This is a genomic window from Streptomyces sp. BPTC-684 (assembly GCF_030028635.1).
GTDB lineage: Bacteria > Actinomycetota > Actinomycetes > Streptomycetales > Streptomycetaceae > Streptomyces > Streptomyces noboritoensis.
In genome coordinates, this window is record NZ_CP124863.1 from 4,968,109 (window position 1) to 4,983,557 (window position 15,449).

The 15,449-nt window shown below is 70.2% G+C and carries 12 protein-coding genes; all 12 read left to right on the forward strand.

Annotation, left to right across the window (positions count from 1 at the left end; translation table 11 throughout):
• Window positions 1-40 precede the first annotated feature (40 nt).
• The 12 genes from uvrC to QIY60_RS21995 all read left to right on the forward strand — a co-directional run bounded on the left by uvrC (window position 41) and on the right by QIY60_RS21995 (window position 15,391).
• Window positions 41-2,089: an excinuclease ABC subunit UvrC gene (uvrC, locus tag QIY60_RS21940; RefSeq protein WP_283143974.1), complete on the forward strand. Its 2,049-nt coding sequence runs from the start codon at window positions 41-43 to the stop codon at window positions 2,087-2,089.
• Window positions 2,086-3,027 (forward strand): RNase adapter RapZ, encoded by a 942-nt coding sequence (gene rapZ, locus QIY60_RS21945; RefSeq protein WP_283143975.1) that lies wholly within the window; start codon window positions 2,086-2,088, stop codon window positions 3,025-3,027. The genes uvrC and rapZ overlap by 4 nt, the downstream gene beginning before the upstream one ends.
• Window positions 3,024-4,046: a uridine diphosphate-N-acetylglucosamine-binding protein YvcK gene (gene yvcK / locus QIY60_RS21950; protein ID WP_283143976.1), complete on the forward strand. Its 1,023-nt coding sequence runs from the start codon at window positions 3,024-3,026 to the stop codon at window positions 4,044-4,046. Before rapZ ends, yvcK begins: the two co-directional genes overlap by 4 nt.
• Window positions 4,037-5,026 carry a DNA-binding protein WhiA gene (gene whiA, locus QIY60_RS21955; RefSeq protein ID WP_283143977.1) on the forward strand — a complete coding sequence of 330 codons (990 nt, stop codon included), beginning with the start codon at window positions 4,037-4,039 and terminating at the stop codon, window positions 5,024-5,026. Before yvcK ends, whiA begins: the two co-directional genes overlap by 10 nt.
• Window positions 5,027-5,228: 202 nt before the next feature.
• Window positions 5,229-8,177, forward strand: coding sequence for a M14 family metallopeptidase (locus QIY60_RS21960; protein ID WP_283143978.1), 2,949 nt, complete (start codon window positions 5,229-5,231; stop codon window positions 8,175-8,177).
• A gap of 257 nt (window positions 8,178-8,434) precedes the next feature.
• On the forward strand, window positions 8,435-9,442 hold the full coding sequence (gap, locus tag QIY60_RS21965; RefSeq protein WP_283143979.1) for a type I glyceraldehyde-3-phosphate dehydrogenase: 1,008 nt from the start codon (window positions 8,435-8,437) through the stop codon (window positions 9,440-9,442).
• A 117-nt stretch (window positions 9,443-9,559) separates the two neighbouring features.
• On the forward strand, window positions 9,560-10,771 hold the full coding sequence (locus QIY60_RS21970) for a phosphoglycerate kinase (RefSeq protein WP_283143980.1): 1,212 nt from the start codon (window positions 9,560-9,562) through the stop codon (window positions 10,769-10,771).
• 5 nt (window positions 10,772-10,776) lie between these two features.
• Window positions 10,777-11,553 (forward strand): triose-phosphate isomerase, encoded by a 777-nt coding sequence (gene tpiA / locus QIY60_RS21975; RefSeq protein WP_283143981.1) that lies wholly within the window; start codon window positions 10,777-10,779, stop codon window positions 11,551-11,553.
• A 110-nt stretch (window positions 11,554-11,663) separates the two neighbouring features.
• Window positions 11,664-11,900: a preprotein translocase subunit SecG gene (gene secG / locus QIY60_RS21980; RefSeq protein ID WP_190088918.1), complete on the forward strand. Its 237-nt coding sequence runs from the start codon at window positions 11,664-11,666 to the stop codon at window positions 11,898-11,900.
• Between the two features lie 109 nt (window positions 11,901-12,009).
• Entirely contained in the window at window positions 12,010-12,345 is a 336-nt protein-coding gene (locus tag QIY60_RS21985; protein ID WP_003976875.1) for an RNA polymerase-binding protein RbpA, read from the forward strand.
• Between the two features lie 296 nt (window positions 12,346-12,641).
• Window positions 12,642-14,261 carry a glucose-6-phosphate isomerase gene (gene pgi, locus QIY60_RS21990; protein WP_283143982.1) on the forward strand — a complete coding sequence of 540 codons (1,620 nt, stop codon included), beginning with the start codon at window positions 12,642-12,644 and terminating at the stop codon, window positions 14,259-14,261.
• Between the two features lie 284 nt (window positions 14,262-14,545).
• Window positions 14,546-15,391, forward strand: a complete 846-nt coding sequence (locus tag QIY60_RS21995; RefSeq protein ID WP_283143983.1) for a poly-gamma-glutamate hydrolase family protein — start codon at window positions 14,546-14,548, stop codon at window positions 15,389-15,391.
• The last annotated feature ends 58 nt before the right edge of the window (window positions 15,392-15,449 follow it).

Consider the following 15,449-nt stretch of genomic DNA (forward strand, 5'->3'; position numbering starts at 1 on the left):
TGAAACCGCGTTGTCGGTCCCCGCCAGTAGGGTGGTGGCCATGGCAGACCCCTCCACCTACCGCCCCAAGCCGGGACAGATCCCCGACTCGCCGGGGGTCTACAAGTTCCGGGACGAACACCGCCGGGTGATCTACGTCGGCAAGGCCAAGTCCCTGCGCCAGCGGCTCGCGAACTACTTCCAGCCGCTCACGAGCCTGCACCCGCGCACGGCCACGATGGTCACCACGGCCGCGTCCGTGGAGTGGACGGTCGTCTCCACCGAGGTCGAGGCCCTCCAGCTCGAATATTCGTGGATCAAGGAGTTCGACCCCCGCTTCAACGTCAAGTACCGCGACGACAAGAGCTATCCGTACCTGGCGGTCACCCTCAACGAGGAGTTCCCGAGGGTCCAGGTGATGCGCGGCGCCAAGAAGAAGGGCGTGCGCTACTTCGGTCCGTACGGACACGCGTGGGCGATCCGCGAGACCGTGGACCTGATGCTCCGCGTCTTTCCCGTACGGACGTGCTCCGCCGGGGTGTTCAAGCGCTCCGCCCAGATCGGCCGCCCCTGTCTGCTCGGCTACATCGGCAAGTGCGCCGCCCCCTGCGTCGGCCGCGTGACGCCCGAGGAGCACCGCGAACTGGCCGAGGACTTCTGCGACTTCATGGCCGGGCGCACCGGCACGTACATCCGCCGTCTGGAGAAGCAGATGGCGGCGGCGGCCGAGGAGATGGAGTACGAGCGGGCGGCGCGGCTGCGCGACGACATCGGGGCGCTGCGGCGCGCCCTGGAGAAGAACGCGGTGGTGTTCACCGACGCCACCGACGCGGACCTGATCGCGGTCGCCGAGGACGAGCTGGAGGCGGCCGTCCAGATCTTCCACGTGCGCGGCGGACGGGTGCGGGGCCAGCGCGGCTGGGTCACCGACAAGGTCGAGGCCGTCGACACGGCGGGCCTGGTCGAGCACGCCCTCCAGCAGCTGTACGGGGAGGAGACCGGCGACTCCGTACCGAAGGAGGTACTGGTCCCGGCGCTCCCCGAGGACGCCGAGTCGGTCGGCGCCTGGCTGGCCGGGCGGCGCGGGTCGCAGGTGTCGCTGCGGATCCCGCAGCGCGGCGACAAGAAGGACCTGATGGCGACGGTCGCGCGCAACGCGCAGCAGGCGCTCGCGCTGCACAAGACCAAGCGCGCCTCCGACCTGACCACCCGCTCCCGGGCCCTGGAGGAGATCGCCCAGGCCCTGGACCTCGACAGCGCCCCGCTGCGGATCGAGTGCTTCGACATCTCGCACCTCCAGGGCGAGGACGTGGTGGCCTCCATGGTCGTCTTCGAGGACGGCCTGGCCAGGAAGAGCGAGTACCGGCGCTTCCAGATCAAGGGCTTCGAGGGCCAGGACGACGTCCGGTCCATGCACGAGGTGATCACCCGCCGCTTCAAGCGGTACCTGGCCGAGAGCGCCCGGTTGGGGGAGTGGGCGGACGGCGAGGAGGACGGGGGCGCCGAGGCGGGCCCGGCCCCCTCCGGCGAGGTCCCGGCGCCCGGCGAGGCCCCCGTGGAGGCCGGTCCCCGCACCGAGGACGGGCGGCCCAAGCGGTTCGCCTACCCGCCGCAGCTCGTGGTGGTCGACGGCGGGCAGCCGCAGGTGGCGGCCGCCAAGCGGGCCCTGGACGAGCTGGGCATAGACGACGTGGCGGTCTGCGGGCTCGCCAAGCGCCTGGAGGAGGTCTGGCTGCCGGACGACGACGACCCCGTCGTCCTGCCCCGCTCCAGCGAGGGGCTGTATCTGCTCCAGCGCGTGCGTGACGAGGCCCACCGGTTCGCCATCACCTATCAGCGGGCCAAGCGGACGAAGCGGTTCAAGGCGAGCCCCCTGGACGCGGTGCCGGGCCTCGGCGAGTCCCGCAAACAGGCTCTCGTCAAGCATTTCGGCTCGGTGAAGCGGCTCCGGTCGGCGACAATCGAGCAGATCTGTGAAGTTCCCGGGATAGGCCGCAAGACGGCCGAGACCGTGGCCGCGGCCCTGGCACAGGCAGCTCCGGCCGCACCCGCCGTGAACACGGCGACAGGAGAGATCATTGAAGAGGACGACGGGGGATCCGCGAAATGACTGAGCACGACCGAACAGACGCAGAAGCTGGAGCCGCACACGTGAGTACGGGCACGACGAACGACGCCGCAGAACCGGCCATCCCCGAGCTGGTGATCATCTCCGGGATGTCCGGCGCCGGGCGCAGCACCGCCGCCAAGTGCCTGGAGGACCTCGGCTGGTTCGTCGTCGACAACCTGCCGCCCGCGCTGATCCCCACCATGGTGGAGCTCGGCGCCCGGTCCCAGGGCAATGTGGCCCGCATCGCCGTCGTCGTCGACGTGCGCGGCCGCCGTTTCTTCGACAACCTCCGCGAGTCGCTGGCCGACCTGGACTCCAAGCAGGTCACCCGGCGGATCGTCTTCCTGGAGTCGTCCGACGACGCGCTGGTGCGCCGCTTCGAGTCGGTCCGCCGCCCGCACCCGCTGCAGGGCGACGGCCGGATCGTCGACGGCATCGCGGCCGAGCGCGACCTGCTGCGCGAGCTGCGCGGCGACGCCGACCTGGTGATCGACACCTCCAGCCTCAACGTCCACGAGCTGCGCGCCAAGATGGACGCCCAGTTCGCCGGGGACGAGGAGCCGGAGCTGCGCGCCACGGTGATGTCGTTCGGCTACAAGTACGGCCTGCCGGTCGACGCCGACCTGGTGGTGGACTGCCGCTTCCTGCCGAACCCGCACTGGGTGCCGGAGCTGCGCCCGTTCACGGGCCTGAACGAGGAGGTGTCCGGCTACGTCTTCAACCAGCCGGGCGCCAAGGAGTTCCTCAACCAGTACAGCGAGCTGCTCCAGCTGATCGCGACGGGCTACCGCCGCGAGGGCAAGCGGTACGTGACGATCGCCGTCGGCTGCACCGGCGGCAAGCACCGCTCCGTCGCGATGTCCGAGAAGCTGGCCGCCCGTCTCGCCTCCGAGGGGATCGAGACCGTCGTCGTACACCGGGACATGGGGCGCGAGTGAAGGTGTACCGACGGCGCACGAGCGGACCGGTGCTGCGCACCGGCCGCAAGCGTGGCGCCCAGCCCAAGGTCGTCGCCCTGGGCGGCGGCATGGGCCTCTCCGCGTCGCTCGCGGCGCTGCGCCGGATCACCGGCGACCTGACCGCCGTCGTCACCGTGGCCGACGACGGCGGTTCCAGCGGCCGGCTCCGCGAGGAGCTGGGCGTGCTGCCGCCGGGCGACCTGCGCAAGGCGCTGGCGGCGCTCTGCGGCGACGACGACTGGGGCCAGACCTGGGCCCGGGTCATCCAGCACCGCTTCCAGTCCCAGGGCGACCTGCACGAGCACGCGGTCGGCAATCTGCTGATCGTGGCCCTGTGGGAGCAGCTGGGCGACCACGTCCAGGCGCTCGACCTGGTCGGCAAGCTCCTCGGGGCGCACGGCAGGGTGCTGCCGATGTCCGCCGTCCCGCTGGAGCTGGAGGCGCTGGTCCGGGGCCACGACCCGGCCCGCCCCACGGACGTGGACACGGTCCGCGGCCAGGCGACGGTGGCGCTCACCCCCGGTGAGGTGCAGTCGGTCAACCTGGTCCCGCACGATCCGCCGGCGGTCCCGGAGGCGGTGGAGGCCGTCCTGGACGCCGACTGGGTGGTGCTCGGCCCGGGCTCCTGGTTCTCCTCGGTCATCCCGCACCTGCTGGTGCCCGAGCTGCTCGACGCGCTCACGGTGACCAAGGCCCGCAAGGTGCTCTCGCTGAACCTGGCGCCCCAGCCCGGCGAAACCGATGGCTTCTCTCCGCAGCGTCATTTGGAGGTTTTGGGACGACACGCCCCTAAACTCGCCCTGGACGTGGTGCTGGCCGACGAGGCCGCCGTGCCCGACCGCGAGTCCCTCGCCGACGCCGCCAAGCAGCTCGGCGCCGTGGTCGAGCTGGCGGCGGTCGCCGCCCTCGACGGGTCCCCGAAGCACGACCGGGAGCTGTTGGCCGCCGCGTACGACCGTATTTTTCGGATGCATGGAAGGATCGGCCCATGGCGATGACGGCAGCGGTGAAGGATGAGATCTCCCGGCTCCCCGTCACCCGGACCTGCTGCAGGAAGGCGGAGGTCTCGTCGATCCTGCGGTTCGCGGGCGGCCTCCACCTGGTCAGCGGCCGCATCGTGATCGAGGCGGAGCTGGACACCGCGATGGCGGCGCGCCGGCTCAAGCGGGACATCCTGGAGATCTTCGGCCACAGCTCCGAGCTGATCGTGATGGCTCCGGGCGGGCTGCGCCGCGGCTCGCGCTTCGTCGTACGGGTGGTGGCGGGCGGCGACCAGCTGGCGCGCCAGACCGGCCTCGTGGACGGCCGGGGCCGCCCCATCCGGGGTCTCCCGCCCCAGGTGGTCTCGGGGGCCACCTGTGACGCCGAGGCGGCCTGGCGCGGGGCCTTCCTGGCCCACGGCTCGCTCACCGAGCCGGGCCGCTCCTCCTCCCTGGAGGTGACCTGCCCGGGCCCGGAGGCGGCCCTCGCGCTGGTCGGCGCGGCTCGCAGGCTCCAGATCGCCGCCAAGGCCCGCGAGGTGCGCGGCGTGGACCGCGTGGTCGTGCGCGACGGCGACGCGATCGGCGCCCTGCTGACCCGGCTCGGCGCGCACGAGTCGGTGCTCGCCTGGGAGGAGCGGCGGATGCGCCGCGAGGTCCGGGCCACCGCCAACCGCCTGGCCAACTTCGACGACGCCAATCTGCGCCGCTCGGCGCGGGCCGCCGTCGCCGCCGGGGCCCGGGTGCAGCGCGCCCTGGAGATCCTGGGCGAGGAGGTGCCGGAGCACCTGGCGGCCGCCGGGCGGCTGCGCATGGAGCACAAGCAGGCCTCCCTGGAGGAGCTGGGCGCGCTCGCCGAACCGCCGCTGACCAAGGACGCGGTCGCGGGCCGGATCCGCCGGCTGCTCGCCATGGCGGACAAACGGGCGCAGGATCTGGGCATCCCCGGCACCGAGTCCAATCTGACCGAGGAGATGGCGGACGGCTTGGTCGGCTGATCGGAGGACCGCTCCCTCCGCTTCGCGCCGGTGCCCCTCTCGTACCGCCGTCAGGCCCTAGAGTTCAACTCGCCGTGACCGGCGCCCACTTGGTGGGCGCCGGTTCCGGTTTCACCACCCTTCTACGGTATTGACATGATCATGAAGTGTCATGAGCCTGGCGTCTGTCCACTTTCGTGGCACACAACAGCAAGGGGGGCCAATGAGACGCAGAGCGAGAGCGATCCTCGCCGCGGCTTCACTGCTCACGGCCGGTCTGGCGGCGGTACCAGCCGCCCATGCCAGCCCGGGCGGCGGCGGAGGCGAAGGACTCTCCGTCTGGTACGCCGACGTCACCAAGGCGCAGCTGCCACTGCTGCTCCAGCAGGGTGCGGACGGCCAGGAACTGACCGCGCAGGTACCCGCCAAGGGGACCGCCAAGGTCGAGCTCTACCTCACGAAGAAGCAGGCCGGCGCGTTGAAGAAGCAGGGCGTCGACCTCACCGAGCACACGCTCTCGACGGCGACCGAGAAGCGCCTCAAGGCCCAGGGAGACGGCGTCTTCCGCCCCTACAGCGGGGCCAACGGCCTGCAGAAGGAGATCGTCGACACCCAGCTCGCGCACCCGGACCTCACCAAGGTCGAGTCGATCGGCAAGACGGTCAAGGGCCAGGACATCCTCGCCCTCAAGCTCACCAAGGGCGCGGCGAAGACCCGCGACGGCTCCAAGCCCTCCGTGCTGTACCTGTCGAACCAGCACGCCCGTGAGTGGATCACCCCGGAGATGACCCGGCGGCTGATGCACTACTACCTCGACAACTACGGCAAGGACCCGCGCGTCACCAAGATCGTGGACTCCACCGAGCTGTGGTTCGTGCTCTCCGCCAACCCCGACGGGTACGACTACACCTTCACCGGCACCCAGCAGCGCCTGTGGCGCAAGAACCTGCGCGACAACAACGGCGACGGGAAGACCGCCCCCGGCGACGGCGTCGACCCCAACCGCAACTTCCCGTACAAATGGGGCTACGACAACGAGGGTTCGTCGCCCGACCCCGCCGACGAGACCTACCGCGGCCCGTCCCCGGCCTCCGAGCCGGAGACCCGCGCGCTGGACGCCTTCGAGAAGCGGCTCGGCTTCTCCTACGCGATCAACTACCACTCCGCGGCCCAGCTGCTGCTGTACGGAGTGGGCTGGCAGGTCGCCACCCCGACCCCGGACGACGTCCTCTACAAGTCGCTGGCCGGTACGCCCGACAAGCCCGCGATCCCGGGCTACCGCTCGCAGCTCTCCTCCGAGCTGTACACCACCAACGGCGAGGCCGACGGCCACGCGGGGAACGTCAACGGGATCCACATGTTCACCCCGGAGATGTCGACCTGCCAGACCGCCTCCCGGATCGACCCCAATGACCAGTGGAAGCCCGGCGACTGCCAGTCGGTCTTCAACTTCCCGGACGACGAGAAGCTGATCCAGCAGGAGTTCACCAAGAACATCCCGTTCGCGCTGGCCGTCGCCGACACCGCGCGCAACGCCGACCAGCCGGTCTCCCCGGTCGGCATCGCGGCCCCCGACTTCACCCCGAACGCCTTCACCACCTCGTACGCCCGCGGCGATGACCAGGAAGTCTCCGTCACCGTACGCAAGTCGGTGCGCGACAAGACGCTCAACTACCGCATCGACGGCGGCCGTACGCACACCGAGGACCTCGACGCCTGGAAGGGCGGCGACGTCTACGGCGGCGAGGACAACATCCACTTCGACCAGTACCGGGCCACCGTCGAGGGCGCGGACACCGGCTCCAAGGTGGAGGTCTGGTTCACCGGGCGCACCCGGGCCGGCAAGCCCACCTCCAGCACGCCGTTCACCTACACCGTGGCCGACCGGCCCAAGGGCGACACCCTGGTGCTCGCGGAGGAGGGCGGCACCGCGCCCGCCCAGCACGCCGCCGCGTACACCAAGGCGCTCGCCGACAACGGCCGCAGGTCCGCGGTCTGGGACGTGGCCACCCAGGGCACGCCCAGCGCGCTCGGCGTGCTCAGCCACTTCGAGACGGTCGTCTGGTACACGGGCGCCGAGCGGCCCACCGCGGCGGTCACCGTGGCCGTGCGCGACTACCTCAACGAGGGCGGCCGGCTCGTCAACGCCGGTGAGAAGGCGGGCGGCACCGTCGACCTCGGCGGCGCCGACTCCGACGACTTCGCCCAGTACTACCTCGGCGCCTACAACCGCGTCGGCCTGAAGTCCCCGCCCGCCTTCGAGGGCACCGGGACCCTGGCGGGCGCCAAGGCGGCCCTCGGCAACGCGAGCGACAACCCGCTGGACCTGGCCGGGGCGTACACGATCACCTCGGACACGCTCAAGCCCGACCAGTTCCCGCAGTTCAAGAGCGCGGCCGCGGGCAGCTACCCGGGGATCCGCACCCCGTTCGAGCCCGCCGTGGGCGACTGGTTCGCGGCGGCCGAGCACCAGGACAACGCCTATATGCGGCTGTCCAGGACCGTCGACCTGAGCGGCACGGCGGCGGCCCAGCAGCCGAGCCTGCAGTTCCAGCTCAGCTATGACACCGAGCCGGGCTTCGACAACGTGATCGTCGAGGCGCACACGGTCGGGCAGGACGACTGGACGACCCTGCCGGACACCAACGGCGGCACCAGCCAGGCGGTGCCCGTCCAGTGCGAGCAGGGCTACTACGTCCAGGGGCACCCGTTCCTCGCGCACTACCTGACCGTCGGCTCCGGCGCCTGCACGGCGACCGGCACCTCGGGCGCCTGGAACCGCTTCACCGGCTCCTCCAACGGCTGGCAGCCGGTCTCGGTCGACCTCGCCGCCTACGCGGGCAAGCAGGTCGAGCTCTCCCTCTCCTACGTGTCGGACCCCGGCACCGGCGGGGTGGGCGCCTTCGTCGACGACACCAAGCTGGTCATCGGCGGCACCGCGCAGGGCGCCGAGGGCTTCGAGACGGCGCTCGGCCCGTGGAGCGTGCCGGGACCGCCGGCCGGCAGCCCCGGCAACGCCGGCGACTGGGCCCGCTCCCAGGCGCTCTTCCACTCCCAGGCGGCCGTCACCACCCACGACACCGTGCTGCTCGGCTTCGGCCTGGAGCACGTGCCGTCGGCCGCCGACCGCAAGAACGTGATCGGCAAGGCGCTCCGCGCGCTGCGGGACTGACCCCGCCCGTGTCAAGCCCCACCGGCTGACCGGCACCGCCGGTCACGCTCGGTAGTGGGGACGAAAGTCCCCCCGACGGCCCGTACCCGTTGGTAGGTACGGGTCGTCGGTCATATACGGGTGACCGCCCCGCTCCGCCGAATGCGCTCGATGTCACTCCCCGGCTCGGGGAGAGGTAGGGTCGTAGGCGGTCGGGGACATCCCAAATTAAAACTCGCCGGCGTGCGAACCCGGCGTACCAACGAGGAGATCGGTTCGTGACGATCCGCGTAGGCATCAACGGCTTCGGCCGCATCGGGCGCAACTACTTCCGCGCGCTGCTGGAGCAGGGTGCTGACATCCAGATCGTGGCTGTCAACGACCTCGGTGACACGGCGACCACCGCGCACCTGCTGAAGTACGACACCATCCTGGGCCGTCTCAAGGCCGAGGTGACCCACACCGCCGACACCATCACGGTCGACGGCCACACCATCAAGGTGCTCTCCGAGCGCAACCCGGCCGACATCCCCTGGGGTCAGCTGGGCGTCGACATCGTCATCGAGTCGACCGGCATCTTCACCAAGAAGGCCGACGCCGAGAAGCACATCGCCGGTGGCGCCAAGAAGGTCCTCATCTCGGCTCCGGCCAAGGACGAGGACATCACCATCGTGATGGGCGTCAACCAGGACAAGTACGACGCGGCCAACCACCACGTCATCTCCAACGCCTCCTGCACCACCAACTGCGTGGCGCCGATGGCCAAGGTCCTCGACGAGAACTTCGGCATCGTCAAGGGCCTGATGACGACCGTCCACGCGTACACGAACGACCAGCGGATCCTGGACTTCCCGCACTCGGACCTGCGCCGCGCCCGCGCCGCCGCCGAGAACATCATCCCCACCACCACCGGTGCCGCGAAGGCCACCGCGCTGGTGCTCCCGAAGCTCAAGGGCAAGCTCGACGGCATCGCGATGCGCGTCCCGGTCCCCACGGGCTCGGCCACCGACCTGGTCGTGGAGCTGGAGCGCGAGGTGACCAAGGACGAGGTCAACGCCGCGTTCAAGAAGGCCGCCGAGGGCGAGCTGCAGGGCATCCTGGCGTACACCGAGGACCCGATCGTGTCCTCCGACATCGTCAGCGACCCGGCCTCCTGCACCTTCGACTCCTCCCTGACCATGGTCCAGGAGGGCAAGTCGGTGAAGATCCTCGGCTGGTACGACAATGAGTGGGGCTACTCGAACCGCCTCGTCGACCTCACCGTCTTCGTCGGCGGCCAGCTCTAAGTCTGATAAGTCTCAGGGCAGGCATCTCGATGTGAGCACAGGGCTCGGGCAGCGCAACGATGCGCCGCACGAGCCCTGTCGCTTGCCTCGTCCTTCTCCAAGGAGTCGCAGAAACACATGAAGACGATCGACGAACTTCTCGCCGAGGGCGTCTCCGGCAAGCGGGTATTCGTCCGCGCCGACCTCAACGTGCCGCTCGACGGCACCGCCATCACCGACGACGGCCGCATCCGCGCCGTCCAGCCGACGATCGCCAAGCTCGCCGAGGCCGGCGCGCGCGTGGTCGTCGCCTCGCACCTGGGCCGCCCCAAGGGCGCCCCGGACCCGGCCTTCTCGCTCGCTCCGGCGGCCGCGCGGCTCGGTGAACTGCTGGGCGCGGACGTCGCCTTCGCCACCGACACCGTGGGCGCCTCCGCCAAGGAGACCGTCGCGGCGCTGGCCGACGGCCAGGTCGCCGTCCTGGAGAACCTGCGCTTCAACGCCGGTGAGACGAGCAAGGACGACGCCGAGCGCGGCGCCTTCGCCGACGCGCTCGCCGAGCTCGCCGACGTCTACGTGGGCGACGGCTTCGGCGCGGTGCACCGCAAGCACGCCTCGGTCTTCGACCTGCCCGCGCGCCTCCCGCACGCGGCCGGCTTCCTCATCGCCACCGAGGTCGGCGTCCTGAAGAAGCTCACCGCCGACGTCAAGCGCCCGTACGTGGTGGTGCTCGGCGGCGCCAAGGTCTCCGACAAGCTCGCCGTCATCGACCAGCTGCTCGGCAAGGCCGACCGCATCCTCATCGGCGGCGGCATGGCGTACACCTTCCTCAAGGCCAAGGGCTACGAGGTGGGCATCTCGCTGCTCCAGGAGGACCAGATCCCGGTCGTCACGGAGTACATGGAGCGCGCCGAGAAGAGCGGTGTCGAGCTGGTCCTGCCGGTCGACATCCTGGCCTCGGCCGACTTCCCGGACCTGAAGACCAAGGCCCCGGCCGACTTCGTCACCGTCGACGCGGACAAGATCCCCGCCGACAAGGAGGGCCTGGACATCGGCCCCAGGACCCGCGAGCTGTACGAGTCGAAGATCGCCGACGCCGAGACCGTGTTCTGGAACGGCCCGGTCGGCGTCTTCGAGCACCCGGACTACGCGGGCGGCACCCGGGCGATCGCACGGGCGCTCCTGAACTGCGACGGCTTCACCGTCGTCGGCGGCGGCGACTCCGCCGCCGCCGTGCGCACGCTCGGCTTCGACGAGAACGCCTTCGGTCACATCTCGACCGGCGGCGGCGCGAGCCTCGAATACCTTGAGGGCAAGACGCTTCCCGGCCTTGCCGCACTGGAGGACTGAACACCGTGACCACGCGTATCCCGCTGATGGCCGGCAACTGGAAGATGAACCTCAACCACCTTGAGGCCATCGCGCACGTCCAGAAGCTCGCCTTCGCCCTGGCCGACAAGGACTACGACGCAGTCGAGGTCGCGGTCCTGCCGCCCTTCGTGGACCTGCGGTCGGTGCAGACCCTGGTCGACGGCGACAAGCTGAAGATCAAGTACGGCGCCCAGGACATCTCGGCGCAGGACTCCGGTGCCTACACCGGTGAGATCTCGGGCCCGATGCTCTCCAAGCTGAAGTGCACGTACGTGGCCGTGGGCCACTCCGAGCGCCGTCAGTACCACGCCGAGAGCGACGAGCTCTGCAACGCCAAGGTGAAGGCCGCGTTCAAGCACGGCCTGACCCCGATCCTCTGCGTCGGCGAGGGCCTGGACATCCGCAAGGCGGGCGACCAGGTCTCCTACACGCTGAACCAGCTGGACGGCGGCCTCAAGGACGTCCCGGCCGAGCAGGCCGAGTCCATCGTGATCGCGTACGAGCCGGTGTGGGCCATCGGCACCGGCGAGGTCGCCACCCCCGAGGACGCGCAGGAGGTGTGCGGAGCCATCCGCGGCCGCCTCGCGGAGCTCTACTCGCAGGAGCTGGCCGACAAGGTCCGCATCCAGTACGGCGGCTCGGTCAAGGCCTCGAACGTGGCCGCGATCATGGCGCAGCCGGATGTCGACGGCGCCCTGGTGGGCGGCGCGGCGCTGGACGCCGACGAGTTCGTCAAGATCGTCCGCTTCCGCGACCAGTGAGTATGCGGTAGCGCGGATCCGTCGTACCCTTGCGGGGGTCGGGCTCGGGATTACGGAACACGTCCCCCCGGCCCCCGTCGCCATATCAGTCCTAGGAAGTTGGTCCAGCCGTGATTGTCGGGTTCTCGATTGCCCTGATCGTCTTCAGCCTGCTGCTGATGCTGCTGGTGCTGATGCACAAGGGGAAGGGCGGCGGCCTCTCCGACATGTTCGGTGGCGGAATGCAGTCGTCCGTCGGCGGTTCGTCGGTCGCCGAGCGCAACCTGGACCGGATCACCGTCGTGGTCGGTCTGCTGTGGTTCGCGAGCATTGTCGTACTTGGTCTGCTGATGAAGCTGGACAACTGATCTGTCGTCTCCGCGTTCAGAGGTGGGTGTAACTACAATCACTGGACGCGCGTTGGGCCTTACGTAGACTGGGGCATCTTCGAGCACCATCACGCAGGGAGTTACGACCGTGGCAAGTGGCAACGCGATCCGGGGAAGCCGGGTCGGAGCGGGGCCGATGGGTGAGGCCGAGCGCGGCGAGTCCGCGCCGCGTCTCCGCATCTCCTTCTGGTGCTCGAACGGGCACGAGACGCAGCCGAGCTTCGCCAGTGACGCACAGGTTCCGGAGACGTGGGACTGCCCGCGCTGCGGTTTCCCGGCCGGTCAGGACCGGGACAACCCGCCGGACCCGCCGCGCACGGAGCCGTACAAGACCCACCTCGCGTACGTGCGGGAGCGGCGCAGCGACGCGGACGGCGAGGCGATCCTCGCGGAGGCGCTCGCCAAGCTGCGCGGCGAGATCTGACAGCGAAGGGCCCGGCAGACGAACTCGGTTCGTCTGCCGGGCCCTTCGGCATCACCGCCCTGGACGCCCGACACGCCCGCCCTCGTGGCGTCCGGATGGTGCCCGGCCGCCGTGGCCGCTCCGATTCCTGCCCTTACGTCCTGATCAACTAGGTTGGAGGGGCAGCGGGGCAGGTACGTACGCGAGTACGAGGAAGTGGGCTGATGTCAGAGATGAACGCGAAAAGAGGGTACGCGCGAAGCGCTCCTAAGAAGGGTGGTGGTGGGCGACGGGCGGGACGTATCAGGCTCAACCAGATGCCTGAGTGGACCGCACTGGGCAAGCACCGCGAGCAGTTGGGGGACACCCATCTGCGCGAGCTGTTCGCCGCCGACCCCGGCCGCGGCGCCGGATACACCCTGACGGTCGGCGACCTGCATCTCGACTACTCGAAGCACCTCGTCACCGACGAGACCCTGGGGCTGCTGCGCGAGCTCGCCGCGGCCGCCGACGTGGCGGGGCTGCGGGACGCCATGTTCCGCGGCGAGAAGATCAACACGACCGAGGACCGCGCGGTGCTGCACACCGCGCTGCGCGCCCCGCGCGCCGCGGTCGTCGAGGTCGACGGCGAGAACGTGGTGCCGGGCGTGCACGCGGTGCTCGACAAGATGGCCGCCTTCTCCGAGCGCGTCCGGTCGGGCGAATGGACCGGGCACACCGGCAGGCGGATCAGGAACGTCGTCAACATCGGCATCGGCGGATCCGACCTCGGTCCGGCGATGGCGTACGAGGCGCTGCGGTCCTTCACCGACCGGGGTCTGACGGTCCGCTTCGTCTCCAACGTCGACGGCGCCGACCTCCACGAGGCGGTCCGCGACCTGGACGCGGCCGAGACGCTGTTCGTCATCGCGTCCAAGACCTTCACCACCATCGAGACCATCACCAACGCCACCTCCGCGCGCGACTGGCTCCTCGCCGAGCTGAGCGCGGGTCAGGACGCGGTCGCCAGGCACTTCGTGGCGCTCTCCACCAACGCCGAGAAGGTCGCGGACTTCGGCATCGACACGGCCAACATGTTCGAGTTCTGGGACTGGGTCGGCGGGCGCTACTCGTTCGACTCGGCGATCGGCCTCTCGCTGATGCTCGCCATCGGCCCGGACCGCTTCCGCGAGCTGCTCGACGGCTTCCACCTGGTCGACGAGCACTTCCGCACCGCCCCCGCCGAGGCCAACGCGCCGCTCCTGCTCGGTCTGCTCGGCGTCTGGTACGGGGCGTTCTTCGACGCCCAGTCGCACGCGGTGCTGCCGTATTCGCACTACCTGTCGAAGTTCACCGCCTACCTCCAGCAGCTCGACATGGAGTCCAACGGCAAGTCCGTGGACCGCGACGGCAACCCGGTCGAGTGGCAGACCGGTCCGGTCGTCTGGGGCACCCCGGGCACCAACGGGCAGCACGCCTACTACCAGTTGATCCACCAGGGCACCAAGGTCATCCCGGCCGACTTCATCGGCTTCGCCGAGCCGGTCGCCGACCTCCGGCCCGGCCTGGTCGCCCAGCACGACCTGCTGATGGCCAACTTCTTCGCCCAGACGCAGGCGCTGGCCTTCGGCAAGACGCCCGAGGAGGTACGGGCGGAGGGCGTGGCCGAGGAGCTGGTGCCGCACAAGACGTTCCGCGGCAACCACCCCACGACCACCGTCCTGGCGAAGGGGCTCACCCCGTCCGTCCTCGGCCAGCTCATCGCGCTGTACGAGCACAAGGTGTTCGTCCAGGGCGCGATCTGGAACATCGACTCCTTCGACCAGTGGGGCGTGGAGCTGGGCAAGGTCCTCGCGAAGCGGGTCGAGCCCGCGCTGACCGAGGGGGCCGACGTGCCGGGCCTGGACGAGTCCAGCAAGGCGCTGGTCGCCAAGTACCGGGCGCTGCGGGGCCGTTGAGGCCGTGACGGGGGCCGCCCCTTTTGGCCCGGGGTTTGTCTGCGGGCCGGTGGGGGTTGCTCGCGCAGTTCCCCGCGCCCCTAAAAATGCCGCTGCGCGGCATCCCCTGGGCGCCCCGAAGGGGCGCATCCAGGGGCGCGGGGAACTGCGCGACCAGCCACAGGCGGCCCGCAGACGAACGGGATCCGGGGCGCAGCCCCCGGCGGGGTGGCCGAACCGTGCTGGCCAGGCCGAAAACCGACCCTGCCGCAGCGCCCCCGCACACCGTAGGGATCATTACGGACATGACTTCCACCAGCCGTCGTACGGTTCTCACCGCCCTGGCCACCGCCACCGTCGCCGGTCCGCTGATGAGCGGGCTCGGGGCGAGCGCCGCGCACGCCACGGGCGCCAATGACCTCTACTCCTCCAACACCGACCTCTACACCCGGCTCGCGGGCAAGGAGGGCACCGACTTCGCCAGACGCTACAAGCGGCACGAGCAGGTCGACAGCGACCAGAAGACGGCCGTTCCCTACGGCCGCACCGCGATCCTCGCGCTGCACGGCGGCGGCATCGAGGGCGGCACCTCCGAGCTCTGCCTCGGCATCGCCGGATACGACCCGGCCACGCTCGCGGCCAAGGGCGGCCCGGCGTACGACTACTGGATGTTCGAGGCCATCCGCAGCACCAACAACAGCGAGCTGCACGTCACGTCGAAGAACTGCGACGACAAGGTGGCCCTGTCCATCGCCGCCGCGAACCTCAACGCGGTGAGCCTGCACGGCTGCACTGCCACCCAGGCCGGGGCGCCCACCTCGCGCCCCGAGGCCGTCGTGGTGGGCGGTCTCAACACCACGCTCAAGACGTATCTGCGCGACGCGCTGCGCGCCGCCGGGTTCCAGACCATCGACGGCTCCACCGAGCCGGACCTGGCGGGCGTCGACCCGACCAACATCTGCAACCGGACGCTGCTCGGCAAGGGCGCCCAGCTGGAGATCACGACCGAGCTGCGCAAGTCCATGTTCACCGTGAACACCATCGCGGGCCGCGCGACCAGCACCACCGCCGTGTACGACGGCTTCGTGGCGGCGGTCCGTACCGCGATCGCCCGTCTGGAGGCGTCCGGCGGCGAGCAGATCATCCTCTGACGTCGCGCCACAAAGCAGCGGGCCCGGTCCACCAGGAGGTGGACCGGGCCCGTTCGCC